This is a genomic window from Comamonas trifloxystrobinivorans (assembly GCF_043359985.1).
Taxonomy (GTDB): Bacteria; Pseudomonadota; Gammaproteobacteria; order Burkholderiales; family Burkholderiaceae_C; genus Comamonas; species Comamonas trifloxystrobinivorans.
The window spans coordinates 251,982-274,341 of sequence record NZ_JBHZGV010000004.1; the positions used below are offsets into that span (position 1 = coordinate 251,982).

The following is a 22,360-nucleotide window of genomic DNA, read 5'->3' on the forward strand; positions in this document are numbered from 1 at the left end:
TTTCTCTCGAATATCCGTCCTGGCGCAGTGCGCCGGGGCTTAGCAAGAACACTGGACAGACCATGATCGAACAAACCAGCTCCAACAACTTCCCCGAAATCCGCGACGCGATCCGCTCGCTCTGCGCCGAGTTCCCCGACGAGTACTTCCGCAAGGTGGACGAAGCCCGCGCCTACCCGGAGCAGTTTGTCGATGCGCTCACCAAGGCCGGCTGGCTGGCAGCGCTGATTCCGCAGGAATACGGCGGCTCGGGCCTGGGCCTGACCGAAGCCTCGGTCATCATGGAAGAGATCAACCGCTGCGGCGGCAACTCCGGCGCCTGCCACGGCCAGATGTACAACATGGGCACATTGCTGCGCCACGGCTCCAAGGCGCAAAAAGAGAAATACCTGCCCAAGATCGCCTCGGGCGAATGGCGCCTGCAATCGATGGGCGTGACCGAGCCGACCACCGGCACCGACACCACCAAGATCAAGACCACGGCGGTGAAAAAGGGCGACAAGTACGTCATCAACGGCCAGAAGGTCTGGATCAGCCGCATCCAGCACAGCGACTTCATGATCTTGCTGGCGCGCACCACGCCGCTGGCCGAGGTCAAGAAAAAGAGCGAAGGCATGTCGATCTTCATGGTCGACCTGCGCGAGGCCGAGAAAAAGGGCCTCACCGTGCGCCCGATCCTGAACATGGTCAACCACGAGACCAATGAGCTGTTCTTCGAGAATCTGGAAATCCCCGAAGAAAACCTGATTGGCGAAGAAGGCAAGGGCTTCAAATACATCCTCGACGGCCTCAACGCCGAGCGCACCCTGATCGCCGCCGAATGCATTGGCGACGGCTACTGGTTCCTCGACCGCGTGACCAACTATGTGCGCGACCGCGAAGTGTTCGGCCGCCCCATCGGCCAGAACCAGGGCGTGCAGTTCCCGATTGCCGATGCCTTCATCGAAGTGGAAGCCGCCAACCTGATGCGTTGGAAAGCCTGCGAGCTGTTCGACAAGCATGAGCCGATGGGCGCGCAAGCCAATATGGCCAAGTACCTGGCAGCCAAGGCCAGCTGGGAAGCGGCCAACGCCTGCCTGCAGTTCCACGGCGGCTTTGGCTTTGCCTGCGAATACGACGTGGAGCGCAAGTTCCGCGAAACCCGCCTCTACCAGGTGGCGCCGATCTCGACCAACCTGATCTATTCCTACGTGGCCGAACACATTCTGGGCCTGCCTCGTTCCTTCTAAGCCTCTGTGCGGGGCGGCCCTTGATCGGCGTCCCGCAGGCAGGCACTGCCAGTCGTTGGATAGCGTGATCCTTGCATGCATGGATCCACAGAGAAAAACGGAGTCTTCATGACAAGACCATTGGACGGAATCACCGTCGTATCGCTGGAACACGCCGTGGCGGCGCCATTTTGCGCACGCCAGCTGGCCGATCTCGGCGCCCGCGTCATCAAGGTAGAGCGCCCCGGCAGCGGCGACTTTGCCCGTGGCTACGACAGCCGCGTGCGCGGCCAGTCCTCGCACTTCACCTGGCTCAACCGCAACAAGGAAAGCCTGGCGCTGGATCTGAAAGACCCGGATTCGCTGGCCGCCCTCAAGCAGCTGCTCGGCACGGCCGATGTGCTGCTGCAAAACCTGGCACCGGGCGCGGCAGCGCGCATGGGTTTGTCTTATGAAGCGCTGCACGCAGAGTTCCCCAAGCTCATCGTCTGCGATATCAGCGGCTACGGCGAAGACGGCCCCTACCGCGACAAAAAGGCCTACGACCTGCTGATCCAGAGCGAGGCAGGCTTTCTGTCGGTCACCGGCACGCCGGAGACGCCCAGCAAATCGGGTATCTCGGTGGCCGATATAGCGGCCGGCATGTACGCCTACACCAACATCCTCTCGGCCTTGTTGCTGCGCGGCAAAACCGGCGAAGGCAGCCACATTGACGTGTCCATGCTCGAAGCCTTGGGCGAATGGATGGGCTACCCGCTGTACTACGCGTTTGAAGGCGCTGCGCCACCGCCGCGCACGGGTGCATCGCACGCCAGCATCTACCCATACGGTCCGTTTGTCGCCGGCGACGGCGGCACGGTGATGCTGGGCCTGCAAAACGAGCGCGAGTGGAAGATATTCTGCGATCAGGTGCTGCTCGCCCCGCCACTGGCGACTGACCCGCGCTTCGACAGCAATGCCAAGCGCAACGCCAACCGGGCCGAACTGCAGGCCGAGATTCTGCGCATCTTTGGCGCGCTGAAAGCCGCCGAGGTGGTGCAACGCCTGGACGACGCCGGCATTGCCAACGCGCACGTCAACGACATGGCCGGCCTGTGGGCGCACCCGCAACTGGCTGCCCGCCAGCGCTGGCGCAATGTGGGCACGCCCGTGGGCGAAGTGCCTGCGCTGCTGCCGCCCGGCCGCAACAACCAGTACGACTACCGCATGGACCCGGTGCCTGCGGTGGGCGAACACACCGACGCCATTTTGCAAACCCTGCAACTGCCCGCCGAAGCTTTGGCGGCAGTGCGCAAGGCCTCGGGCCTTTGAGCTGATTTTTGGGAGCGACAAAAACATGAGCACCAACCCCACCACCGCCACTTCCACCACCGCCGCTGCGCAACTGGCGCGCTTTGCTGCCGAGCTGAAATACAGCGATATCCCGGAAGCGGTTGTACAGAAAACCGAAGACCTGTGGATCGACTGGTTCGGCTCGGCCGTAGCCGGCCACAATGCCCGCCCGGTGGCGAGCATCACGCGCTTTGCTTTGGCCATGGGCCCGCAGCAAGGCCCGTCCGAAGTGATCGGCCCGCAAGGCGCCACCAGCAGCCCTTATCTGGCGGCCATGGCCAACGCTGCGGCATCGCACGTGGCCGAGCAGGACGACGTGCACAACGGCTCGGTCTTCCATCCGGCTGCGGTGGTTTTCCCGCCTGCGGTGGCGGTGGCGCAAGCGCTGGGAAAATCGGGCAAAGAGCTGCTGACGGCCTGCGTGGCGGGCTATGAAGTCGGCATTCGCGTGGGCGAATTTTTGGGCCGCTCGCACTACAAAATTTTCCACACCACCGGCACGGCTGGCACCTTGGCTGCGGCTGCCGCAGTGGGTCATTTGCTGGGCCTGAACGCTGCGCAAATGCTGCATGCTTTTGGCTCGGCTGGCACGCAATCGGCCGGCCTGTGGGAGTTTTTGCGCACAGCAGCCGACAGCAAGCAGCTGCACACCGCGCACGCTGCTGGCGCTGGCCTGATGGCAGCCTACCTGGCCAAAGACGGCTTCACCGGTGCGGCCGACATCTTCTGCGGCCCGCAAGGCATGGCGGCAGGCATGTCCACCGACAGCAAGCCGGCCAAGCTGGTCGACGGTCTGGGCAGCCGCTGGGCCACGGCCGAGACCTCGTTCAAATGGCATGCCTCGTGCCGCCACACGCACCCGGCAGCCGATGCGCTGCTGCAGGTGATGCGTGACAACCAGCTCAAAGCCTCTGACATCGCCAAGGTGGTGACCCATGTGCACCAAGGCGCTATCGACGTGCTGGGCCCGGTGGTCGACCCGAGCACGGTGCACCAGAGCAAGTTCTCCATGGGCACGGTGCTGGCGCTGGCCGCACGCTTCGGCTTTGCCGGCCTGACCGAGTTCGACAACGAATTCCGCGCTGGCGACACCATGGCGCTGCGCGACAAGGTGACGATGGTGCTCGACGAAGAAGTCGACACCGCCTACCCCCAGCGCTGGATCGGCAAGGTCACCGTCACCACCACCGATGGCCGCACGCTGCACGGCCGCGTGGACGAGCCCAAGGGCGACCCGGGCAACACACTCAGCCGCGCCGAACTCACCGACAAGGCCATGCGCCTGGCCGCTTTCAGCCAGGACGTACCCGCCGCGCAAATGCAAAAAGCGGTGGAAAAACTCTGGCAAGTGCGGGATTGGACTAAGACCGAAAGCCTGCTGGAAGCCGTATAAAGAACCAGGGGAATCGCTCCCCTGATTCGCACAATAAGGAGACAAGATGATTCACGCAATGCTGAAGAAAACGGCGGGCGCAGCGCTGCTGGCCTGCGCTGCCCTGGCTACCCACACTGCAGCTTTGGCCGAGGACTGGCCGAGCAAACCGGTGGTGATGGTGGTGCCGTATTCGGCAGGCGGCCCGACCGATGTGGTGGCGCGCATGCTGGCCATTCCCATGGGCAAATCGCTGGGCCAGACCGTGGTGGTGGAAAACACCGTGGGCGCTGGCGGCACCATTGCGCCAGCGCGCGTGGCGCGGGCCAAGAACGACGGCTACACCATCCTGATCCACCATATGGGCATGGCCACCGCACCGGCGCTGTACAAAAAGCTGCCCTACGATCCGCTGAAAGACTTTGAGTACATCGGCCAGGTGCTGGATGTGCCGATGACCCTGCTCTCGCGCAAAGATTTTCCGGCCAACAACTTCCAGGAGCTGCTCAGCTACGTGAAAGCCAACCAGGACAAGGTCTCGCTGGCCAACGCGGGCATTGGCGCGGTATCGCAATTGTGCGGCATGCTGTTCATGCACCAGGCGGGCGTCAAGCTCACCACCGTGCCCTACAAGGGCGCCGGCCCGGCGATGAACGATCTGATGGGCGGCCAGGTCGATCTGCTGTGCGACCAGACCACGCAGACTGCGCCCGTCATCAAAGACGGCAATCGCGCCAAGGTGTTTGGCGTCACCACGCCGCAGCGCCTGGCCTCCATGCCCAATATTCCCACGCTCGATGAGCAAGGCCTCAAAGGTTTTGACGTGAAGGTGTGGCACGGCATGTACGCGCCCAAGGGTACGCCGGCCGAAGTCATCAACAAGATCAACGCCGCCTTGAACGTGGCACTGAAAGACCCGGTGGTGGTGCAACGCATCGCCGATCTGAGCAGCGAGCTGGTAGGCCCGGATCGCGCCACGCCGCAAAGCCTGAAGACATTGCTCGAATCGGAAGTGAAGCGCTGGAACACGGTGATCAGAGCCGCAGGTGTGACTGCCGAATAAGCGGAACAAATACCAAAATGTTGAGGCAATAGACACTCTGGCGGAAGCAAGCGTCAGAGAGGCTTTGAGAGTCTTCGTTTTGGGGTGGCGATATGACCGCGCATGCGTTGTTACCGAGCTTTGCCGTACCCAGGTACTGTCTGCAGCTCGGCGCCTAGCCTGCGCGGCCATCTCGCCATTTGGGTGTGCAGTTCCAAAGCCCGCTGCGCTTCCAAGCCTGCATTTTTAATACCGGAACATCGTAGTTCTGTGATGGCTATTTTTATCCCGCTGCGCCTTGGGCGCGCAATGCATGTGGACGCTTTGTCATGAGTCTTGAAAATCACCCCCTGGCCAATGCCAACTCCTGGTTGTTTGTGCCCGCGAGCCGCCCTGAGCGCATTGCCAAAGCCTTGGCCAGTGGTGCAGATGCGGTGATCGTGGATCTGGAAGATGCGGTTGCGCCAGCTGACAAAGACGCGGCCCGCGCAGCGCTGCTGCAAGCCATAGATTCGTTGACGGAGCAGCAGCGTGCACGCCTGCTGGTGCGCATCAACGCGCCCGGCACGGAATGGTTCGATGCCGATGTACATGCGCTGCATACCTTGTGCAGCCAGGGCTGCGCTGGCGTGGTTTTACCCAAGGCAGAAGAGGCGGCTGCCATGGCTTTGCTCGCCAATGCCGTGGGCAGCAAGGGTGTGGTGGTGCCCATCATCGAATCGGTGTGGGGACTGCACAGCATCGATGCGATTGCACAGGCGCCGAAGGTCTTGCGCCTGGCATTTGGCCACCTCGATTTTCAGGTGGATGCGGGCATGGCCTGCGCCGCAGATGAAACCGAGCTGGTGCCGGTGCGCCTGGCCGTGGTGCTGGCATCGCGCCGTGCGCGGCTGGCTGCAGCCATTGATGGCGTTACCGTCAATACGCAAGACGGCAGCGTGGTGCGCGCAGATGCCGAGCGCTCGGTGCGCGGCGGTTTTGGCGGCAAGCTGTGCATCCACCCCATGCAAGTGGCCGAGGTGAACGCGGCCTACACGCCCAGCGAGGCCCAGTTGCAAGCTGCGCAACAGGTGCTGGCTGCGGCCGATGCAGCGCAAGGCGGCGTGTGTGTGGTCAATGGCCGCATGGTCGATGCGCCGGTGATCGCCTTGGCTCGCAAGACGGTGCTGCGTCACCAACAGGCGTCACGACGAGGCGAAACGCTCTGACACATGGCTGCGGCCTTGCGTCTATATACTCGCTGCACGATGGCGCTGCACACCTGCAGTGCCAAGACGACAGGAGTGAGATATGTTCAAGCAAGCAATTGCCGCCGCCGCCTTGGCCATCACTGGCATGGCCCATGCTTTTGTGCCGCAGGCCGGCACCTGGATCATCAGCAATGAGCTCAACGACAAACCCGGCCGTGGCTTTGCCATTGATTTCCAGAACGACATCCTGGTAATGCAGGTTTATGCGTATGAACGCAGCGGCCAGCCGACTTTCTACATGAGTAACGGCAAGATCCAGGACGTGAAAAATGGCAATGTGGTTGAAGCCGTGGTGGACGCCAAGCTCGGCCGCTACGAAGGCGGACGTTTTCTGGGCAGTGGCGACCAAAGCGGCGTAGAAGCCGGCAGCCCGGGCAATGTGCGCCTGCGCTTTGTCAGCGGCACCAAGGGCTATATCACCTTGCCCGGCGAGCAGGAAAAAGAGATCAAGCGCTACCAGTTTGGCTACGATGATTCGCCCGCCTCGCTGTTGGGCATGTGGACGCTGTTGTATGCCACGGAGAGTGGCCAGATCGAGCAAGATGTGGCCGACCTGACACGCACCACCAATGGCTCTTCCTACAGCAATGGCATGGCCGTGTCGTACGACGGCATGTACGCCTGCGAGCAGCTGATTCGCGGCAGCGATGCTGGCAAAACCCAGTGCATCAAGTACCGCAGCGGCAGCTCCAGCAGCACCGTGCGCTCGTTCCTGATGACCTGGAGCGTGAACACCGGCGAAGGCGATTGGCGCAACACCGGCAGCTCGGGCAATGGTGCGGTTTATGCCAACCGTTTGATCCAGGGCAATGACCGCATCACCAGCATTTTGCGCAAGTTCCCAGCCGACGGTGCTGCCGAACCGGTAACAAGCAACGACGACGCATTGCGCGCCGCGCTGGAAGAACTGGCCGCTTCGCGTTAAGCACCGCTTTCTCAGCGTTAAAAAGCCCCGGTGGTTTCAGGCCAGCGGGGCTTTTTTCATGCACGGTGCTGCGCTTATTCCACGCGCGCGCCCGTCGCTTTCACCACCGCAGCCCAGCGTTCCATCTCGCGTTGGATATGGGCACCCAACTCTTGCGGGGTAGAGCCTACCGGTTCGTAGCCGCTGGCGGCCAGTTGGGCTTGCACTTGCGGGTTTTGCAGGGCCGTGGCGATCTCTTTGCTGAGCTTGTTGCTGATGTCGGCCGGCGTGCCTGCCGGAGCCAGGATGGCGTACCAGCCGGTGATGTCGAAATCTTTCAAACCCTGCTCTTGCACCGTGGGCACCTCGGGGGCCAGCGCCGAGCGTTTGGCGCTGGTTACGGCCAGCGCATGCAGCTTGCCGCTGCGCACATGCGGAATCGAGGTGGAGATGCTGTCGAAGGTGAGGTCGATGTCGCTCGCCAGCATGGCGTTCACCACGCCGGCGCTGCCTTTGTAGGGCACATGCGTCATCTTCACGCCGGCCGTGCTGGCAAACAGCTCGCCTGCCAGATGGCCGGTGTTGCCGTTGCCGGCCGAGCCAAAGGTCAGCTTGCCGGGAGCGGCCTGCGCGGCCTTGATCAGCTCGGGAATGTTCTTGGCCGGCAGTTTGCTGCTGCCCACCACGATCATCGGCAGGTTGGCCACCAGCGAGACGGGCGCAAAGTCTTTGCGCGTGTCGTACGGCAGTTTGGGGTAGAGGCTGTCGTTGATGGCGTGCGCGGCCAGCACCATCAGCACGGTGTAACCATCGGGTTTGGCGCGTGCCACATATTGCGATGCCAGGGTGCCGCCTGCGCCGGGCTTGTATTCCAGCACCACCGATTGGCCCAATTGCTGCTGCAGCTGCATGGCCAGCGGCCGGCCCAGCAGATCGGCGCTGCCGCCGGGCGGGTAGGGGATGACGAGCTGTATCGGCTTGTTCGGCCAGTCGGCCGCGTGGCCCAAGCCGGGGAGCAAGGCGCAGCTGGCAACGGCCAGTGCGGCCAACAGAGTGCGGCGGTTTTTCATCTTTGTCTCCTGGGCCAGGGTGGGTGGAATCAGGCCGGGTGGGCCTTGGTGTAGAGATCGCGCAGTTCGCGTTTGAGCACCTTGCCAATTTCGCTGCGTGGCAGTTGCTCGGTCAGCACCACTTCGGCAACACGCTGGGTTTTGCCCACACGGCTGTTGAGCCAGTCTTGCAGCGCAACCGCTTCAGGCGCGCTGCCGGGTTGGGCCACCACGTAGGCCACCGGCGTTTCGCCCCAGGCCTCGGACGGCACGCCGACCACGGCGCATTCGCGCACCTCGGGGTGCTGCAGCAGCATGCTTTCGATGTCGCTCGGGTAGACGTTGAAGCCGCCGGTGATGATCATGTCTTTCTTGCGGTCGCCGAGCACGATGAAGCCGTCTTCGTCCATTTGGCCGACATCGCCGCTGCGGATAAAGCGCTCGCCGCTGGCGCTGAACCATTCGGCCTCGCGCGTCTTGTCGGGCAGGCGGTAGTAGCCGGTCATCATGCCGGCTGAGGCGCCGACTATCTCGCCCGCTTCGCCGCGTGGCAGCTCGCGCCCTTGCTCGTCGATAAAGCGGATGTCGGCACCCGGCCCTGCGCGGCCCACGGTGTGCAGCTTGTGCGGAAACTCGTGGCAGTGCAACTCGCAGCGCACGCCGCCTTCGGTCATGCCGTAGTACTCGATCAGCTTGCCGGGCCAGCGGCGCAGCACCTCGGCTTTGAGCGTGGCCTTGAAGGGCGCGCTGGTGCAGAACTTGTGCTGCAGGCGGCTCAGATCGGCCTGGTCAAAATCGGGGCAATCGAGCAGGCGCTGGTATTGCACCGGCACCAGCATGGTGTGCGTGGCCTGGTGCTGCGCGGCCAACTGCAGGTAGTGCGCAGCGTCGAACTTGCGCATCAACACCAGCGTGCCGCCCAGCGCCAAAGTAGGCAGTGCCGCTACCAAGGTGGTGTTCGAGTACAGCGGCGTAGCGCACAGCGAGACTGCTTCTGGCCCGTAGCCGTTGAGCACCGCGCGTTGCACGTGCGACCAGCGCATGCCCCAGCTTTGCACAATGCCCTTGGGCACGCCGGTGGTGCCTGACGAGTAGATCAGGTTGAAGGCCCAATCGGGCTGCGGCGAGATGGGCGCCGCTTGCGCATCTGCCGCGCTATCGCCCAGCCAGGCGGACCAAGGCGTGCCGGCTTGCGGCGCATCGTCGATGGCAATGCATTGCACATGCTGATCGGCCTGTACTGGCCATTGCGCGGCCACCTCGGCATCGCGCAGCACCAGTTTGGCCTCGGAGTTGGCGAGCATGGCGCTCAGGTGCGCGGCGGTGGCAGACGGGGCCAACGGCGCCACCACTACGCCTGCCCGCAAAGCGCCCAGAAAAGCCAGCACGTAATTGACGCTGCTGCTGGCGCAGATGGCGATCACATCGCCGGGCTGCAAGCCCTGTTTTTGCAAGGCGCAGGCGACGCGCTGCATGCCTTGGTTGAGCTGACGGTAGTTCAGCTGCTGGTTGCCCAGTACCAGCGCGGTGTGCTGGGCGCGGTCACGGGCATTGGCCTCGACCATGGCGGGGATGGAGCCAAACGGCTGGGCCAGTTGTTGGGCGACGGAGGCGGTCATGGCAAACACAGTCAAAAGAGGAAAAAAAGATTCAGTCCAGCGACAGATTGGCGGCTTTGACAATCTGCGCCCAGTTCTTGCGCTCTTGCGCAATAAAGGCGTCGTGCTCGGCAGCGCTTTCGCCGCCGGGCACGCCGCCCAGATCGGCAAACTTGCTGCGGATATCGGCGCCCAGCATGGCGTCGCGCGCCACTTGCTGGAGGCGGTTGACGATGGCGTCGGGCGTGCCCGCGGGCGCGAGCAGGTCAAACCAGGCCGTCACTTCCATCGGTACACCGGCTTCCTGCATGGTGGGCACATCGGGCAACTGTGCCGAGCGCTCTTTGCTGGTGATGGCGAGTGCGCGGAACTTGCCCGATTTGATGTGCGGCATGGAGCTGGGCAGGTTGTCGATCATGAAATCGGTCTGCTTGCCCAGCAGCGCCGTCACCGCTGGCGCAGCGCCGCTGTGCGGCACCAGGGTCACATCGAGCCCGGCTTTTTGGCGGAACATCTCGCTGGACATGTGTGGCGACTGGCCAATGCCCGAGGTGGCTGCGGTGAGCGGCTTTTGCTTGCCCCAGGCGATCAGCTCCTGCACGGTTTTGACGGGCGTGTCGGCATTCACCACCAGGATGTTCGGCACTGAAATCACATTGGTGATGCCGCGCAGATCGCTCTCTTTGTATTGCAGCTTTTTGTACAGGCTGAAGTTGATGGCGACCGGGCCGATATTGCCCATCAGCAAGGTGTAGCCGTCGGGCTTGGCACGGGCCACAAAGGCGGTGCCAATGCTGCCACCACCGCCGGCCTTGTTTTCGACAATGACGTTGGTCTTGAGCGCACCGCTGATCTTCTCGGCCAGCACACGCGCCGCAATGTCGGTGGTGCCGCCAGCGGCCGCTGGCACAACGATGGTGATGGGCCGCTCCGGCCAATCAGCGGCCAGGGCCAGCACCGGCGAAAACAACAGGGCCGCAAGGGCGTGGCGGCGCAACAGGCGCATGGCAGTCTCCGTGGTTTTTTATAGATTGATCGCCTACCTTACGGAAATACGTCCCCCTGGGGGAGCGGGTTTGCCTGCAAAGCGCTTTGCCGTTGTGAAAGCCTTGCTTTGCTGCCGCCTAAGCGACCGTCCAAGCTCTGTATTTGTTTCAACATGTATCAATTATTCATATAATGTAAATCTTTATAAATTATCTTGAGGAAGCTATGAAGCGTTGGGCATTGGCAGCGGCATGTGTTTGGACGAGTGCGCATGCGTTTGTGCCGTCGGCAGGAACCTGGGTGATCAATGAGGAAGTCAATGGCAAGCCCGGTCGCGGTCTGGCCATGGATGTGCAGAACCATGTGCTGGTGATGCAGATGTATGCCTATGAGAAGAATGGCCAGCCTACGTTTTATATGGCTTCGGGCGCGCTGAACAACCAGCAGGCCAACCTGCAACTGGGTCGCTACGAAGGCGGCCGCTATCTGGGCAGCGGTGACCGTTCCGGCGTCGAAGCTGGCTCGCCTGGTGGTGTGCGAGTGCGCTTTACCAGCAGTACAACTGGTTACATTCAATTGCCAGGCGAGGGCGAGAAAGCCATCTCGCGTTTTGAGTTTGGTTACAGCCGCAGCGATGCCGCCAGCATCATGGGCACCTGGTCGTTTGTGGGTGCCATCAGCGGCACCAACACGGTTTATACCGAGGTGGAAGACTTGTATACCAACATCGGCCCCTCCAGCAGCAGCGGCGCCGGTTTGGTAGTGAGCAAGAGCAGGACCTTTGCTTGCGAGCAGCAGATTAGCGGTGAGTTGGCAGGCCTGACCCTGTGCATCCGCATGAGTTCATCCGGCACGTTGCAGCGCGGATACGTGATTCGTTGGAGCTTGCATGATGGTGAAGGGGATCTGGTCGACAAAAGCGGCAATGTCATGGGCGCTGCCTTTGCCCGCCGCTTGATCGACGGTCGCAATAACGGCACCGGTTTGCTGCGTAGTGCCGAGGTGGAAGATGCGGCCAAACTGGCCTGGGATGCTGAAGCGATCAAACGGCAGTTCCTGGAGGCGCTGGCGGCTTACTGAGTTTGCGCATCCTGAGGTTTTAGCCGCCATACATGGACAGGTTCCGCACAGGACCTGTCCTTTTTTTCGTCCGCGCTCTGCTCCATCGGGCTAAGGTAAACCATAGTACCGTTACAAATTTTCCTATCAGATAATTTTCCAATTGGAAAAATTTGGAGTGTTGACATGGCAGAGCAGGTCTACGACTTTGCAGTGGTGGGGGCGGGTATGGCGGGGGCTTCGGTGGCTTACCGGCTGGCGCAAAAGGGCGCTTCGGTGCTGGTGCTGGAGCGCGAATCGCAACCGGGCTACCACTCCACCGGGCGCTCGGCCGCCATGTTCATGGAGAGTTACGGCACCGACCAGATCCGTGCACTCACCCGCGCCAGCCGCAGCTTCTACATGCAGCCGCCCGCAGGCTTTTGCAGCAATGCCTTGCTGCCTGCGCGTGATGTGCTGTACGTGGGCCAGCACGGCCAGCAGCAGTTGCTGGACGATGCGCTGGCCATGTACCTGAACGATGGCCTCGAAGCGGAGATGATTTCGGCCGAGCGCGCCCAGGAAATGGTTCCCGTGCTGGATGGCGCCAAGCTCATTGGCGCCGTGCACGACAAGGCTGCTACCGATATCGACGTGGCCGAGCTGCACCAGGGTTTTTTGCGCGGCATGCGCGAGAAAGGAGCGGCGTTGCGCTGCCAGGCCGAGCTGCAGCAGGCCGAGCGCGATGCGGCAAGTGGCGTGTGGTCGCTGACGCTGGTGGGCGGCGATGTGGTGCAGGCGCGCGCGGTGGTCAATGCTTCCGGCGCCTGGGCCGATACGGTTGCGCAAACCTGTGGCGCCAAGGCTCTGAACATCCAGCCCAAGCGCCGCACGGCCTTCACCTTCCAGCCGCCAGAAGGCATGGATGCGCATGCCTGGCCGGTGGTGATTGGCGTGGATGAGAGCTTTTACTTCAAGCCCGATGCCGGCCAGCTGCTGGGATCGCCCGCGAACGCCGACCCGGTGCCCGCGCACGATGTGGTGGCCGAAGAGCTGGACGTGGCCATGGGCATCCACGCGATTGAAGAGCTGACAAGCCTGCGCATCCGCCGCCCCAACCATGTGTGGGCGGGCCTGCGCAGCTTTGCGCCCGATGGCGATTTTGTGATCGGCTGGGACCCGAAGATCGAAGGTTTCTTCTGGCTGGCGGGGCAGGGCGGTTATGGCATTCAGACGGCTGCTGGCGCTTCGGCTACCGCTTGTGCGCTGTTGCTGCGTGAGGCACTGCCGGAGTCGGTAACGGCGCATGGTGTGGATGCTGAGAAGCTGAGCCCTGCGCGTTTTGCTTAAGCGGAAGACCCCCTCACCCTAACCCTCTCCCGCGTGCGGGAGAGGGAACAAGAACTGGCCGGTATTACTCCCTCTCCCGCCTGCGGGAGAGGGCAGGGGTGAGGGCTGCCCCGAATTTTTTCTTCTCAAATTTACCCAAACCAACCATCCAACAGGGAGAGACAAAGACATGGGTTCGTTCAAGGAAGTCAGCAAGATAGCCGGCGCATTCGTCGGTGTGATCGTGGGCGCGGGCTTTGCGTCGGGGCAGGAGATTCTGCAGTTCTTCGCCAGCTTCGGCAGCATGGGCCTGGTGGGCTGCGTGGTGGCGGGCGTGGCCTTCGTGCTGCTGTCCATGGCTTTCTCCACCATGGGCCAGCGCCTGCTGGCCAACTCGCACAAAGAGGTGATCAACGCCATGCTCGGCAAGCACCTGGGCGCGGTGTTTGATTTGCTCATCACCTTCTTTCTGTTCGCCATCACGGTGGTGATGCTGGCGGGCGCGGGTTCGCTGCTGAACCAATGGCTGGGTATTCCCGAGGTCTGGGGCAGCGTGATCGCCACCATTGCCACGGTGCTGATCGTCTGCCTGGATGTGGCGAGCGTGATCTCGTTCATCGGCGCGGTGACGCCCTTCCTGATGTTCATGACCATCGTCGTGGCCGGCTATGTGCTGATGACGCCGCATCCCGACTACGCCGCGCTGCAGGCGGCGGCCGAGACGCAGCCCAAGGGCGCCAGCCAATGGCTCGTGGCTGCGCTGCTCTACGTTTCGTACAACACCGTGGCGGGCATGCCTTTCCTCGTGATCATGGGCGGCCAGGCCAGCTCGCGCAAAGTGGCGCTGTGGGGCGGCATCATGGGCGGCCTGCTGCTCAGCGTGCTGATGCTGCTGATAGCATCGGCCATGTACCTGCGCATGGACACCATTGGCGGCCTGTCGATGCCCATGCTCTCGATCGCCACGCAGATTTCTCCTTGGCTCGGCCACCTGATGTCGCTGGTGATTTTCGGCATGATTTTGAACACCGCTGTCGGCATGCTCTACGCCTTCATGGCGCGCATCGTGCCTGCAGGCACACGCCAGTTCCGCATCGGCACGGCGGTGGCAGGTGTGGTGGCGCTGGCGGGTAGCTTTGTCGGCTTTATCAAACTGGTGGGCCTGGTGTACCCGATCTACGGCTACATCGGCTTTGTGCTGATGGCGCTGGGCCTGGTCGGCTGGATCCGCATGTCGCGCAAGAGCGGCGTTGCAGCCAGCGCCAGCTTGCGGTAACTACCAAGGTCCGGGCGCCGCAGGGCTGTGCTGCGCGGCCCTAGAATCGCGGGCATGCCCAGCTCTTCACCCTCGACCACTCCCCAGAAACTTCTGGCGCAGCTCTTGCCAGGCGCGCAGGCAGCGGCCGCGCCGCCGCCGGGCAAGCTGGAGGTGGGCGCCAAGATCCGCAAGGCGCGCAAAGACAAGGGGCTGACGCTGCAACAAGTGGCTTTGCGCAGCGGCCTGGCGGTATCCACCGTCTCCAAGGCCGAGCGCGGCCAGATTGCACTGAGCTACGAGAAAGTACTGCAGCTGGGCAAGGCGCTGGAGATCGACATGACCCAGCTCTTCATGACCGGCCACACGCCAGTGCAGACGGCGCGGCCCACCGTCATCAAAGACCGCTTTGATGACGTGCAGAAATACGACACTGATCAATACGAATACAGCGTGCTGTGCGGTGCCTTCCCCGACAAGAAAATGCAGCCGCTGGTGGCCATCATCAACGCGCGCGAGGCGGGCGACTTTGACGAAACCATCCGCCACCCCGGCCAGGAATTTGTGATGGTGCTCTCGGGCCGCGTGCGCATCGTTTTCGAGAATGGCGAAACGGTGGAGCTGAGCAAGCACGAGGCGGCGTATTTCGACAGCAGCATCGGCCACGTCTACCTGAGCCTGAGCAAGCAGCCCGCGCAGGTGGTGTCGGTTTGTACTTGACGTTGCCAGAAGAGCACAGAGCATAAAAAAAGGCGGCCAGTTGGCCGCCTTGCTGTTTGCAGCGTTGCGCTTTATGGGTACAGACCACGGGCCTCGCGGGCGTGCAGGATGCGGCGGCAGGCGATGATGAAGGTGGCGGTGCGCAGCGACACCTTGTTCTCTTGCGCCACTTGCCACACGGCGGCAAATGCCTCTTGCATGATGCGCACCAGGCGGGCGTTGATCTCGTCTTCGGTCCAGAAGAAGCTGGAGAAATCCTGCACCCATTCGAAGTACGACACGGTCACGCCGCCGGCGTTGGCGATCACGTCGGGCAGCACCAGCACGCCCTTGTCGTTCAAGATGTCGTCGGCCTCGGGTGTGGTGGGGCCGTTGGCGCCTTCGATCACCATGCGGGCCTTGATCTTGCCCGCGTTCTTGGCGGTGATCTGGCCTTCCAGTGCGGCGGGGATCAGGATTTCGCAATCGACCGACCAGAAGTCGTCGTTGGCCATCTTGTCCGCGCCCTTGAAGCCGCCGACGCCGCCGGTGTTGGCCACATGGGCCAGCAGCGCGGGCACATCCAGGCCCTTGGCGTTGAAGATGGTGCCAGTGTGGTCTTGCACGGCCACCACCACGGCGCCGGCGTCGGCAAACAGCTTGCCTGCTGTGCCGCCCACGTTACCAAAACCTTGTACCGCCACACGGGCGCCTTGCAGCGCCAGGCCGGAGAGTTTGGCTGCCTCTACGCCCACGGTGAACACGCCGCGGCCGGTGGCTTCCACGCGGCCGAGCGAGCCGCCCAGATCAACCGGCTTGCCGGTGACCACGCCGGTGGCGGTGGCGCCGGTGTTCATCGAGTAGGTGTCCATCATCCAGGCCATGATCTGGCCGTTGGTGTTCACGTCCGGTGCTGGAATGTCTTTGGCAGGGCCGATGAACAAACCGATCTCGCTGGTGTAGCGGCGCGTCAGGCGCTCCAGCTCGGCGGTGGACAGCTTCTTGGGATCGACACGGATGCCGCCCTTGGCGCCGCCGTAGGGCACGTTGACTGCCGCGTTCTTGATCGACATCCAGGCCGACAGCGCCATCACCTCGGACAGCGTCACATCCTGGTGGAAACGCACGCCGCCCTTGCCCGGGCCGCGGCTCAGGTTGTGCTGCACGCGGTAGCCTTCGAAGTGGGCGATGGTGCCGTTGTCCAGCTCAATCGGCACATCCACAATCAGCGCACGCTTGGGGCGCTTCAAGGTCTCCACCCAGCGGGCGAGCGAGCCCAGGTAGGGCGTCACACGGTCCACCTGTTGCAGGTAGATGCCCCAGGGGCCCAGATGCTTGGGGTCCAGGTACGAAGGCAGCGCGTGGTTGGAGGCTGCAGAGGGGGTGCTGTTGGATGTCATACGATCCATGCGGTTGAAGAAGGTGTGCACAGCTTAAATTTGCCACCCCCGGCTTGTCAAAAGCCAGATTTTTGGCATGGAATGCATTTTTTGCATAACAATGCTGATTTATTAACCATCAAAAACCAGAGCAATCTGGGCATATGTATAAAGCACTTGAGGCTGGTTGAAGCAGTAGTCATGCTGCAATGCAGCACATCGTGATACGACTTCAGGATAATTGTTAATCTATGCAACACTCCGCGTTTACCCCTGTGTTTGAGTCGGCCGCACTGGCCCGGGCCTTGCAATCGGCCACCGCCCAGGGCCAGGCTTTGGATGCTGGCCAATGGCCTGCCGACCTGGCCGCTGCCGATGTGCTGGCCGTGCACCGTGCCCGCGCACAGCAGTGGGGCGATGCCGAGCAGGCACCCAGGTACTGGAAATCGGGCGGCCCGAGCCGCCAGCAGCCGCTCGGCCATGCACCGCTGCCGCCGCAAGGCGTGCATGGCAGTGGTGCAGATTTGCGCGCAACGCATTTTTTCTTGCGTGGTATTGAGGCCGAAGTAGCGCTACGTTTGGGCTGCGATGTGGATGCAGCGCTGGCGTCCACTTTGGACGATGCCAGTGCCTCCGCGTTGATCGAAGCGATGGCCGTCAGCATCGAGATCGTGGACAGCCGTTGGCAGCAGCAGTTGCAAGCACCGAATGCGCTGAAGGCTGCTGATCTGCTGTGCCATGGCGCCTTGGTCTTGGGCAGCTGGCAGCCTTACCAGGCGCGCGATTGGGCGGTGCAGCGCTGCAGCGTGCAGATCGGCGGGCAGCCTGTGCAAACTTTCCAGGGCAGCCATTCGCTGCAAGACCCGGCCTGGTTGTTGCCGCAGTGGCTGCGCCACGCCACGGCGCATTTTGGCGTGCTGCGTGCGGGCAGCGTGGTCACCACCGGCAGTTGGTGCGGGCTGTTGATGGCGCAGGCCGGAGAGCGCGTACAGGTTGCGTTCGACGGGATTGGCGCAGTGGACGTGAAGCTCTAAAAACAAAAGCGCGCACCGCTTGCGGGGTGCGCGCTGGCAGCCTCGACGCCTTGTCAGGCTGGTGATCCGGACTCAGATCAGTTCTGGGCGATGGCCGAAGGGTGTTGCGCCAGTGCCGTCACCGAGATCTTCATGAAGGGGAACAGCGGCAGGCCTTGCAGCAGGTTGTGCAGCTCGTCGTTCGATTCCACATTGAAAATGCTGTAGTTGGCGTATTCGCCAGCCACGCGCCAGATGGATTGCCAGCGGCCATCGCGCTGCAGATCTTGCGAATAGGCCTTTTCGCGGGCCTTGATGTCGTTGACTTCGTCTACGGGGATATCGCGGGGGATGTTCACATCCATGCGTACGAGGAACAGCATTTTCTTTCTCCTTGGAAACCGGGCCAGGCAGCAGCCGGGCCGTTGAACAAAACCGGTGGGCCGCTGTCGTCGCAGCCCTTGCCGGCATTGTCGGGGCAGGGCTTTGCCGCACGGGGAATGTCGGTTTTTGGTTGCGCAGCCAACCAAATGGGCTGGCCTGGCACCGGTTTTTGCGGGTCAGAGCGTGATGCCCGCCTGCGCAATGATCTTGGCGTTGGCCGCACTTTCCTTGCGCAGCAGCTCGGCAAACTCGGCCGGGCTTTGCTGGAGCGGCACGTTGTCGGTGCTGCGCATCAGCTCCTGGATATCGGGCTGGCCCAGTTGCGTGTGAATGGCCTGCGCCAACTGCGCGATGATGGCCGGCGGCGTTTTGCCCGGTGCCATGAAGCCGAACAGCGATGTCAGATTGGCCTCGGGCACGCCCAGCTCGGCCAGGGTTTTGGCGTTGGGCTGGTTCGGTGCGCGTTGCGGGCCGGTGGTGGCCAGCAGGCGCAAGGTGCCTTGTTGCAGCAGGCCGTTGATGGTGCCGAACGGGTTGCCCAGCATGATCTCGAAATGCCCGCCCACCGCGTCGTTCACCGTCTGGCCCACGCCTTTGTAAGGCACATGGATCATGCGTGCACCGGTTTTGGCCTGGATCTGTTCGAGCATGATGTGGCCCACCGAGCCAATGCCCGAGGTGGCAAAACGGATGCTGTCCGGCTTGGCCTTGGCCTGGGCGATCAGGTCCTCCCAGCTCTTGCCGCTGAAGGCCGGCGTGGCCAGCACATAGACCGGCGAATACATCATGGGCGCCACGGCGGCAATGGCGCTGGCCGGGTCGTATGGCAGCTTCATCAAATGCGGCGACAGCGTCAGCGGGCTGATGGCCGACAGCGCCAGTGTGTAGCCGTCGGGCGTGGCGCGCGCCACCTCGCCCATGCCCAGCGTGCCGCCGGCACCGGCCTTGTTGTCCACCACGAAAGCCTGGCCCAGCGCCTTGCCGAGGTTCTCGCACAGCTTGCGGCCCACGCTGTCGGTCACACCGCCAGCGGCGTAGGGGATGACCACCTTGATCGGTTTGCTGGGGTAAGCATCGGCGGCCTGGGCCATGGCGGGCAGCGAGCCCAGCGCTCCCAAGGCAGACAGAGACAGAAATTGGCGGCGTTGCATGTAGCGTCCTTTCGCAAAGCAAAAAACCTGCGCGGTGGTTAGCCTCGCAGGTTTTGGATGTTGTTGTGGCTGCCATGCTAGGCGCTGGGGCCGGGTTCGTGCTCCGTGTTTGCCCTAGTGCGGCATTGGTGGCGGCAGTCAGTCCCGGTGGGCGGGATTTCGTGCACCGGCCTCAGTGCTTGCCGCCAAAGCTCGCCATATAGGCTTGCGGCTCGCCGGTTTTGAAGGCGTTGGCGAACTCTTGCACGCTGTCTTCGATGGCGGCATCGACCGATTGTTTCTCCCAGGCGCGCAGCATGCGCTTTTGCTGGCGTAAGGCTTGCGGGCCGTAGCTGGCGAGCTGGTTGGCCAGGCGCGCCACTTCGTCGTCCAGCCGATCGGGCGGCACCACGTAATCGAGCAGGCCCCATTGCAGCGATTGCGCGGCATCGATGTTGTCGCCGGTCAGCAGCAGCCATTGGGCGCGGGCGGCGCCAATCAGGCGCGGCAACAAGGCGGCGTGGATGACCGACGGGATGCCTACCTTCACCTCGGGCATGCCGCATTGCACGCGGTTGCTGGCCACGCGGAGATCGCAGGCGCAGGCCAGTTCCAGGCCGCCGCCCAGCGTCCAGCCGGGCAGGCGCGCGATCACCGGCGTGGGGAACTGGCGCGCCGCCTCGCACACCTGGCGCAAACGGGTGATGAAGGCAGCCGCATTGTCCGCATTCAGTGCACGCATTTCCTTGATATCGGCACCCGCCACAAAGGCTTTGTCGCCACTGCCGCGCAGCACCAGCACGCGGATACGGTCGTCTTGCGCGAGCGTGGCAAAGGCCTGCGCCAGCTCGGTCAGCACCGGTGACGAGAGGATGTTGAGGCTGCCCGCATTGCGGAAAGTGAGGGTGGCTACGCCGTTGTCTTGCAGCGTCGCATGCGCATGGTGCAGGTCGATCAGAGTCATGCCTGCATTGTGCAAATTTGCTAGCAGGCCAGGGGTCTCTGGCGGGACAAAGCGCTGGATTCGGCTCGCAGCTTTTCGTGCCGCCAAAGCGATGCTAGGTAATTGATTTCAGAAGAAAATTTACAGATTGAAACTATTACATGTACACATTACATGTAATGCCTGTTATGGTGCAAAACATGGAACAGAAAACATCGGCACATTACCAGCGTCTGCACCGCCAGCGGCTGCGGGAGCAGGGGCTGGTGAAAAAGGAGGTCTGGATTCTTCCAGAGCACAGCGCGGCTTTGCAACTGCTGGAAAAGCAGATGCGCCAGCCGCACCGGCTACCAGGGTCAATCAGCATTCAACACCAGGAGGGCAGCATGGACACCAGCAAGCACGCATACCGCAGCATCCACGATTTGGCCGAAGAGCTGCGCCGCTCGCCGCTCGCCAACGGCGGCAAGCTCAACATCGAGGTACTCGAAGGCACTGAAACCAGCCTGCTGGCCGTGTTGCCCGAGTTTGGCGATTTGCCCGTGCATGTGGCGCTCTCGGGTGAACAACTGGTGGTAGAGGCCTATCTGTGGCCAGCCGATCAGGTGCGCGACCGTGCCGGCCTCAACGAGCAAATGCTGCGCCTGCAAAAGCTGTTCCCCTTCACCACCATGGCGCTGGAGCCGCAGGCACTGGGCGGTGAAGGCTATGTGATGTTTGCCGCCATGCGCGCTACCAGCAGCAGCGACGACATCATTTGCGAAATCCTGACCTTGGCCGACAGCGTGATCCAGGCCACCGAGGCGCTGGCGCCTTACCTCTCGCTGGCGCAGGCCTGAGCCACGCCCATTGACGACCCACCGCACAAGGAGAACATCATGACCGTATGGAACAAGCTGGTGACCGCGTTGCGAGGCGCTGCCCATGAAGCCGGCGAAGCCGTGACCGACAGCCAGGCGCTGCGCATTCTCGACCAGGAGATTCGCGATGCCGACAACGATCTGAACAAGTCCAAAGAGGCGCTGGCCGAGATCATGGCCAAGCAAAAGCTGGCCACTACCCAGCTGCAGAACACGCAAGCCAAGATCAGCGAATACGAGGGCTACGCGCTCAAGGCGCTGGAGACCAGCGACGAAAAGCTGGCGCTCGAAGTGGCAGGCAAGGTGGCGGTGCTGGAGGCGCAGCGTGACCAGGAAGAAACGCAGCTGGCCGCTTTCACGCAAAGCGTGGAGCAGTTGCGCACGGCCATCCAGACGGCGCAAACCAATATCAAGCGCCTCAAGCAGCAGGCCGACACCGTCAAAGCCACCGAAAGCGTACAGCGCGCGCAGGCCACGGTAGCAGGCCGCTATACCGGCTCGCAGTCGCGGGTGCAAACCGCGTTGGATTCGCTGGAGCGCATCAAGCAAAAGCAGGCCGAGCGCGGTGCCCGCATGGAAAGCGCGGCCGAGCTGGCGCGCGACAGCAGCGAAGACGCGCTCGATGCCAAGCTGCGTGCCGCCGGCATTACCCCCGGCGAAGGCAATGCGCAATCGGTACTCGAAAGGCTGAAGGCGCAACGCGCCGGCGGCAAGAGCGCGTGAGCGTTTAAGCGCTTGCACCCTGGGCGAGCCTGGCACCAGACCGGGCCGCCCCACGCACCACACAAGCCACAACACCAGCAGCGTGGCGCAGTTTGCGCACCGCTGCCTAGAACGAGGAGGAGGCTGCGATGTCAGCGTTTTTGCAATACGCGTTGGGGTTCCCGACATTCATTTTCGGGGCGCTGTTGCTGTTCATGCTGCTGTACTGGCTGATAGCGCTGCTCGGCCTGGTCGAGGTGGATTCCATCGACCACTGGGTGCTGTTCGACGGCAGCGACCACGCCCATGGCGTAGAGCACTCGGCCAGCGCCTTGGCCGGCCTGCTGCTCAAGGTAGGCCTGGGCGGCATACCGCTGACCGTTATTCTCACCGTGCTGTTTTTGCTCTCGTGGCTGGCCTCCTATGTGCTGTGCCACCTGGTGCCCATGCCCCAAAGCTGGACCTTGGTGAACCTGGTCAGCGGCGCTGCGGTGGCTGTGGTGGCGCTGGTGCTGGGCTTCATGGCCACGGTGCTGGTGCTGCGCCCGCTGCGCGGCATCGTCAACAAGATTGCGCCGGCTGAAGAGCCCAAAGTTTTGCTGGGCCGCACGGGCCTGGTGCGCAGCGCCGTCGTCAATGCCACGCAAGGCTATGGCAGCGTGGACGACGGCGGGGGCGGCCTCAATTTGCAGATGCGCTCGCCCGAGCGCGAGCTGCTGCGCGGCACCGAGATTGTGCTGATCGAACACCTGCCCGAGCACAATGCCTGGCGCGTGGTGAGCAAGGCGGAGTTCGACGGCAGCGAGATTCCTGGTTTCGAGAATCAACGGTAGGCAAGGCTGCCGGCCCGGCGCTGGCAGCGAACTTATCCACAACATTGCTAGAT

At 62.7% G+C, this 22,360-nt stretch carries 21 protein-coding genes; 14 read left to right on the forward strand and 7 right to left on the reverse strand.

Annotation, left to right across the window (positions count from 1 at the left end):
* Nucleotides 1-62 precede the first annotated feature (62 nt).
* The 6 genes from ACFIQF_RS06020 to ACFIQF_RS06045 all read left to right on the forward strand — a co-directional run bounded on the left by ACFIQF_RS06020 (nt 63) and on the right by ACFIQF_RS06045 (nt 7,129).
* Nucleotides 63-1,229, forward strand: a complete 1,167-nt coding sequence (locus tag ACFIQF_RS06020) for an acyl-CoA dehydrogenase family protein (RefSeq protein ID WP_393941062.1) — start codon at nt 63-65, stop codon at nt 1,227-1,229.
* Between the two features lie 108 nt (nt 1,230-1,337).
* Entirely contained in the window at nt 1,338-2,519 is a 1,182-nt protein-coding gene (locus tag ACFIQF_RS06025) for a CaiB/BaiF CoA transferase family protein (protein WP_393941064.1), read from the forward strand.
* Nucleotides 2,520-2,544: 25 nt separating this feature from the next.
* On the forward strand, nt 2,545-3,933 hold the full coding sequence (locus ACFIQF_RS06030; protein ID WP_393941066.1) for an MmgE/PrpD family protein: 1,389 nt from the start codon (nt 2,545-2,547) through the stop codon (nt 3,931-3,933).
* Nucleotides 3,934-3,979: 46 nt separating this feature from the next.
* Nucleotides 3,980-4,975, forward strand: a complete 996-nt coding sequence (locus tag ACFIQF_RS06035) for a tripartite tricarboxylate transporter substrate-binding protein (protein WP_393941067.1) — start codon at nt 3,980-3,982, stop codon at nt 4,973-4,975.
* Nucleotides 4,976-5,283: 308 nt separating this feature from the next.
* Nucleotides 5,284-6,162: an HpcH/HpaI aldolase/citrate lyase family protein gene (locus ACFIQF_RS06040; protein WP_393941069.1), complete on the forward strand. Its 879-nt coding sequence runs from the start codon at nt 5,284-5,286 to the stop codon at nt 6,160-6,162.
* Between the two features lie 82 nt (nt 6,163-6,244).
* Nucleotides 6,245-7,129, forward strand: coding sequence for a hypothetical protein (locus tag ACFIQF_RS06045; RefSeq protein ID WP_393941071.1), 885 nt, complete (start codon nt 6,245-6,247; stop codon nt 7,127-7,129).
* Between the two features lie 74 nt (nt 7,130-7,203).
* On the opposite strand, the gene ACFIQF_RS06050 is transcribed toward ACFIQF_RS06045, so the two are convergent.
* The 3 genes from ACFIQF_RS06050 to ACFIQF_RS06060 are packed head-to-tail and all read right to left on the reverse strand — an operon-like array spanning nt 7,204 to nt 10,761.
* Nucleotides 7,204-8,178: a Bug family tripartite tricarboxylate transporter substrate binding protein gene (locus ACFIQF_RS06050; RefSeq protein WP_393941072.1), complete on the reverse strand. Its 975-nt coding sequence runs from the start codon at nt 8,176-8,178 to the stop codon at nt 7,204-7,206.
* Between the two features lie 29 nt (nt 8,179-8,207).
* Nucleotides 8,208-9,776, reverse strand: coding sequence for a class I adenylate-forming enzyme family protein (locus tag ACFIQF_RS06055; protein ID WP_393941073.1), 1,569 nt, complete (start codon nt 9,774-9,776; stop codon nt 8,208-8,210).
* Between the two features lie 31 nt (nt 9,777-9,807).
* Nucleotides 9,808-10,761: a Bug family tripartite tricarboxylate transporter substrate binding protein gene (locus tag ACFIQF_RS06060; RefSeq protein ID WP_393941074.1), complete on the reverse strand. Its 954-nt coding sequence runs from the start codon at nt 10,759-10,761 to the stop codon at nt 9,808-9,810.
* Nucleotides 10,762-11,042: 281 nt separating this feature from the next.
* Between ACFIQF_RS06060 and ACFIQF_RS06065 the strand changes: the two genes are divergently transcribed.
* From ACFIQF_RS06065 to ACFIQF_RS06080, 4 genes are all read left to right on the forward strand, one after another.
* On the forward strand, nt 11,043-11,822 hold the full coding sequence (locus ACFIQF_RS06065; protein WP_393941076.1) for a hypothetical protein: 780 nt from the start codon (nt 11,043-11,045) through the stop codon (nt 11,820-11,822).
* 165 nt (nt 11,823-11,987) lie between these two features.
* The gene (locus tag ACFIQF_RS06070; protein WP_393941077.1) at nt 11,988-13,130 is read left to right on the forward strand and encodes an NAD(P)/FAD-dependent oxidoreductase; all 1,143 of its coding nucleotides are present in this window, start codon (nt 11,988-11,990) and stop codon (nt 13,128-13,130) included.
* Nucleotides 13,131-13,299: 169 nt separating this feature from the next.
* Nucleotides 13,300-14,385 (forward strand): YkvI family membrane protein, encoded by a 1,086-nt coding sequence (locus ACFIQF_RS06075; RefSeq protein WP_393941078.1) that lies wholly within the window; start codon nt 13,300-13,302, stop codon nt 14,383-14,385.
* A 54-nt stretch (nt 14,386-14,439) separates the two neighbouring features.
* Nucleotides 14,440-15,084, forward strand: a complete 645-nt coding sequence (locus ACFIQF_RS06080; protein ID WP_393941080.1) for a helix-turn-helix domain-containing protein — start codon at nt 14,440-14,442, stop codon at nt 15,082-15,084.
* 71 nt (nt 15,085-15,155) lie between these two features.
* On the opposite strand, the gene ACFIQF_RS06085 is transcribed toward ACFIQF_RS06080, so the two are convergent.
* Nucleotides 15,156-16,463: a Glu/Leu/Phe/Val family dehydrogenase gene (locus ACFIQF_RS06085; protein WP_393941081.1), complete on the reverse strand. Its 1,308-nt coding sequence runs from the start codon at nt 16,461-16,463 to the stop codon at nt 15,156-15,158.
* Between the two features lie 230 nt (nt 16,464-16,693).
* Between ACFIQF_RS06085 and ACFIQF_RS06090 the strand changes: the two genes are divergently transcribed.
* On the forward strand, nt 16,694-17,476 hold the full coding sequence (locus tag ACFIQF_RS06090) for a fumarylacetoacetate hydrolase family protein (protein WP_393941082.1): 783 nt from the start codon (nt 16,694-16,696) through the stop codon (nt 17,474-17,476).
* Nucleotides 17,477-17,553: 77 nt separating this feature from the next.
* On the opposite strand, the gene catC is transcribed toward ACFIQF_RS06090, so the two are convergent.
* The 3 genes from catC to ACFIQF_RS06105 form a co-directional block, all read right to left on the reverse strand.
* Entirely contained in the window at nt 17,554-17,838 is a 285-nt protein-coding gene (gene catC / locus ACFIQF_RS06095; protein ID WP_393941083.1) for a muconolactone Delta-isomerase, read from the reverse strand.
* Nucleotides 17,839-18,015: 177 nt separating this feature from the next.
* Nucleotides 18,016-18,990: a Bug family tripartite tricarboxylate transporter substrate binding protein gene (locus tag ACFIQF_RS06100; protein ID WP_393941084.1), complete on the reverse strand. Its 975-nt coding sequence runs from the start codon at nt 18,988-18,990 to the stop codon at nt 18,016-18,018.
* Between the two features lie 172 nt (nt 18,991-19,162).
* The gene (locus ACFIQF_RS06105; protein WP_393941087.1) at nt 19,163-19,933 is read right to left on the reverse strand and encodes an enoyl-CoA hydratase; all 771 of its coding nucleotides are present in this window, start codon (nt 19,931-19,933) and stop codon (nt 19,163-19,165) included.
* Nucleotides 19,934-20,112: 179 nt separating this feature from the next.
* Here ACFIQF_RS06105 and ACFIQF_RS06110 point away from each other — a divergent pair, with 179 nt between their 5' ends.
* The 3 genes from ACFIQF_RS06110 to ACFIQF_RS06120 all read left to right on the forward strand — a co-directional run bounded on the left by ACFIQF_RS06110 (nt 20,113) and on the right by ACFIQF_RS06120 (nt 22,307).
* Nucleotides 20,113-20,751: a YjfI family protein gene (locus ACFIQF_RS06110; RefSeq protein WP_393941089.1), complete on the forward strand. Its 639-nt coding sequence runs from the start codon at nt 20,113-20,115 to the stop codon at nt 20,749-20,751.
* Nucleotides 20,752-20,790: 39 nt separating this feature from the next.
* A complete protein-coding gene (locus ACFIQF_RS06115) occupies nt 20,791-21,495 on the forward strand; it encodes a PspA/IM30 family protein (RefSeq protein WP_393941091.1) in 705 nt (234 codons plus the stop codon).
* A gap of 128 nt (nt 21,496-21,623) precedes the next feature.
* Complete coding sequence (locus ACFIQF_RS06120) at nt 21,624-22,307, forward strand: ubiquinone biosynthesis protein UbiH (protein ID WP_393941093.1); 684 nt, start codon at nt 21,624-21,626, stop codon at nt 22,305-22,307.
* Nucleotides 22,308-22,360: the final 53 nt, after the last annotated feature.

Excerpts from the sequence above, each read along its gene's own strand:
- ACFIQF_RS06040 (WP_393941069.1), top strand. The coding sequence starts at position 5,284 with ATGAGTCTTGAAAATCACCCCCTGGCCAATGCCAACTCCTGGTTGTTT.
- ACFIQF_RS06025 (WP_393941064.1), top strand. The coding sequence starts at position 1,338 with ATGACAAGACCATTGGACGGAATCACCGTCGTATCGCTGGAACACGCC.
- ACFIQF_RS06090 (WP_393941082.1), top strand. The coding sequence starts at position 16,694 with ATGCAACACTCCGCGTTTACCCCTGTGTTTGAGTCGGCCGCACTGGCC.
- ACFIQF_RS06045 (WP_393941071.1), top strand. The coding sequence starts at position 6,245 with ATGTTCAAGCAAGCAATTGCCGCCGCCGCCTTGGCCATCACTGGCATG.
- ACFIQF_RS06020 (WP_393941062.1), top strand. The coding sequence starts at position 63 with ATGATCGAACAAACCAGCTCCAACAACTTCCCCGAAATCCGCGACGCG.
- ACFIQF_RS06110 (WP_393941089.1), top strand. The coding sequence starts at position 20,113 with ATGGAACAGAAAACATCGGCACATTACCAGCGTCTGCACCGCCAGCGG.
- ACFIQF_RS06070 (WP_393941077.1), top strand. The coding sequence starts at position 11,988 with ATGGCAGAGCAGGTCTACGACTTTGCAGTGGTGGGGGCGGGTATGGCG.
- ACFIQF_RS06120 (WP_393941093.1), top strand. The coding sequence starts at position 21,624 with ATGTCAGCGTTTTTGCAATACGCGTTGGGGTTCCCGACATTCATTTTC.
- ACFIQF_RS06060 (WP_393941074.1), bottom strand. The coding sequence starts at position 10,761 with ATGCGCCTGTTGCGCCGCCACGCCCTTGCGGCCCTGTTGTTTTCGCCG.
- ACFIQF_RS06085 (WP_393941081.1), bottom strand. The coding sequence starts at position 16,463 with ATGACATCCAACAGCACCCCCTCTGCAGCCTCCAACCACGCGCTGCCT.
- ACFIQF_RS06055 (WP_393941073.1), bottom strand. The coding sequence starts at position 9,776 with ATGACCGCCTCCGTCGCCCAACAACTGGCCCAGCCGTTTGGCTCCATC.
- ACFIQF_RS06080 (WP_393941080.1), top strand. The coding sequence starts at position 14,440 with ATGCCCAGCTCTTCACCCTCGACCACTCCCCAGAAACTTCTGGCGCAG.
- ACFIQF_RS06030 (WP_393941066.1), top strand. The coding sequence starts at position 2,545 with ATGAGCACCAACCCCACCACCGCCACTTCCACCACCGCCGCTGCGCAA.
- catC (WP_393941083.1), bottom strand. The coding sequence starts at position 17,838 with ATGCTGTTCCTCGTACGCATGGATGTGAACATCCCCCGCGATATCCCC.
- ACFIQF_RS06115 (WP_393941091.1), top strand. The coding sequence starts at position 20,791 with ATGACCGTATGGAACAAGCTGGTGACCGCGTTGCGAGGCGCTGCCCAT.
- ACFIQF_RS06105 (WP_393941087.1), bottom strand. The coding sequence starts at position 19,933 with ATGACTCTGATCGACCTGCACCATGCGCATGCGACGCTGCAAGACAAC.
- ACFIQF_RS06050 (WP_393941072.1), bottom strand. The coding sequence starts at position 8,178 with ATGAAAAACCGCCGCACTCTGTTGGCCGCACTGGCCGTTGCCAGCTGC.
- ACFIQF_RS06075 (WP_393941078.1), top strand. The coding sequence starts at position 13,300 with ATGGGTTCGTTCAAGGAAGTCAGCAAGATAGCCGGCGCATTCGTCGGT.
- ACFIQF_RS06035 (WP_393941067.1), top strand. The coding sequence starts at position 3,980 with ATGATTCACGCAATGCTGAAGAAAACGGCGGGCGCAGCGCTGCTGGCC.
- ACFIQF_RS06100 (WP_393941084.1), bottom strand. The coding sequence starts at position 18,990 with ATGCAACGCCGCCAATTTCTGTCTCTGTCTGCCTTGGGAGCGCTGGGC.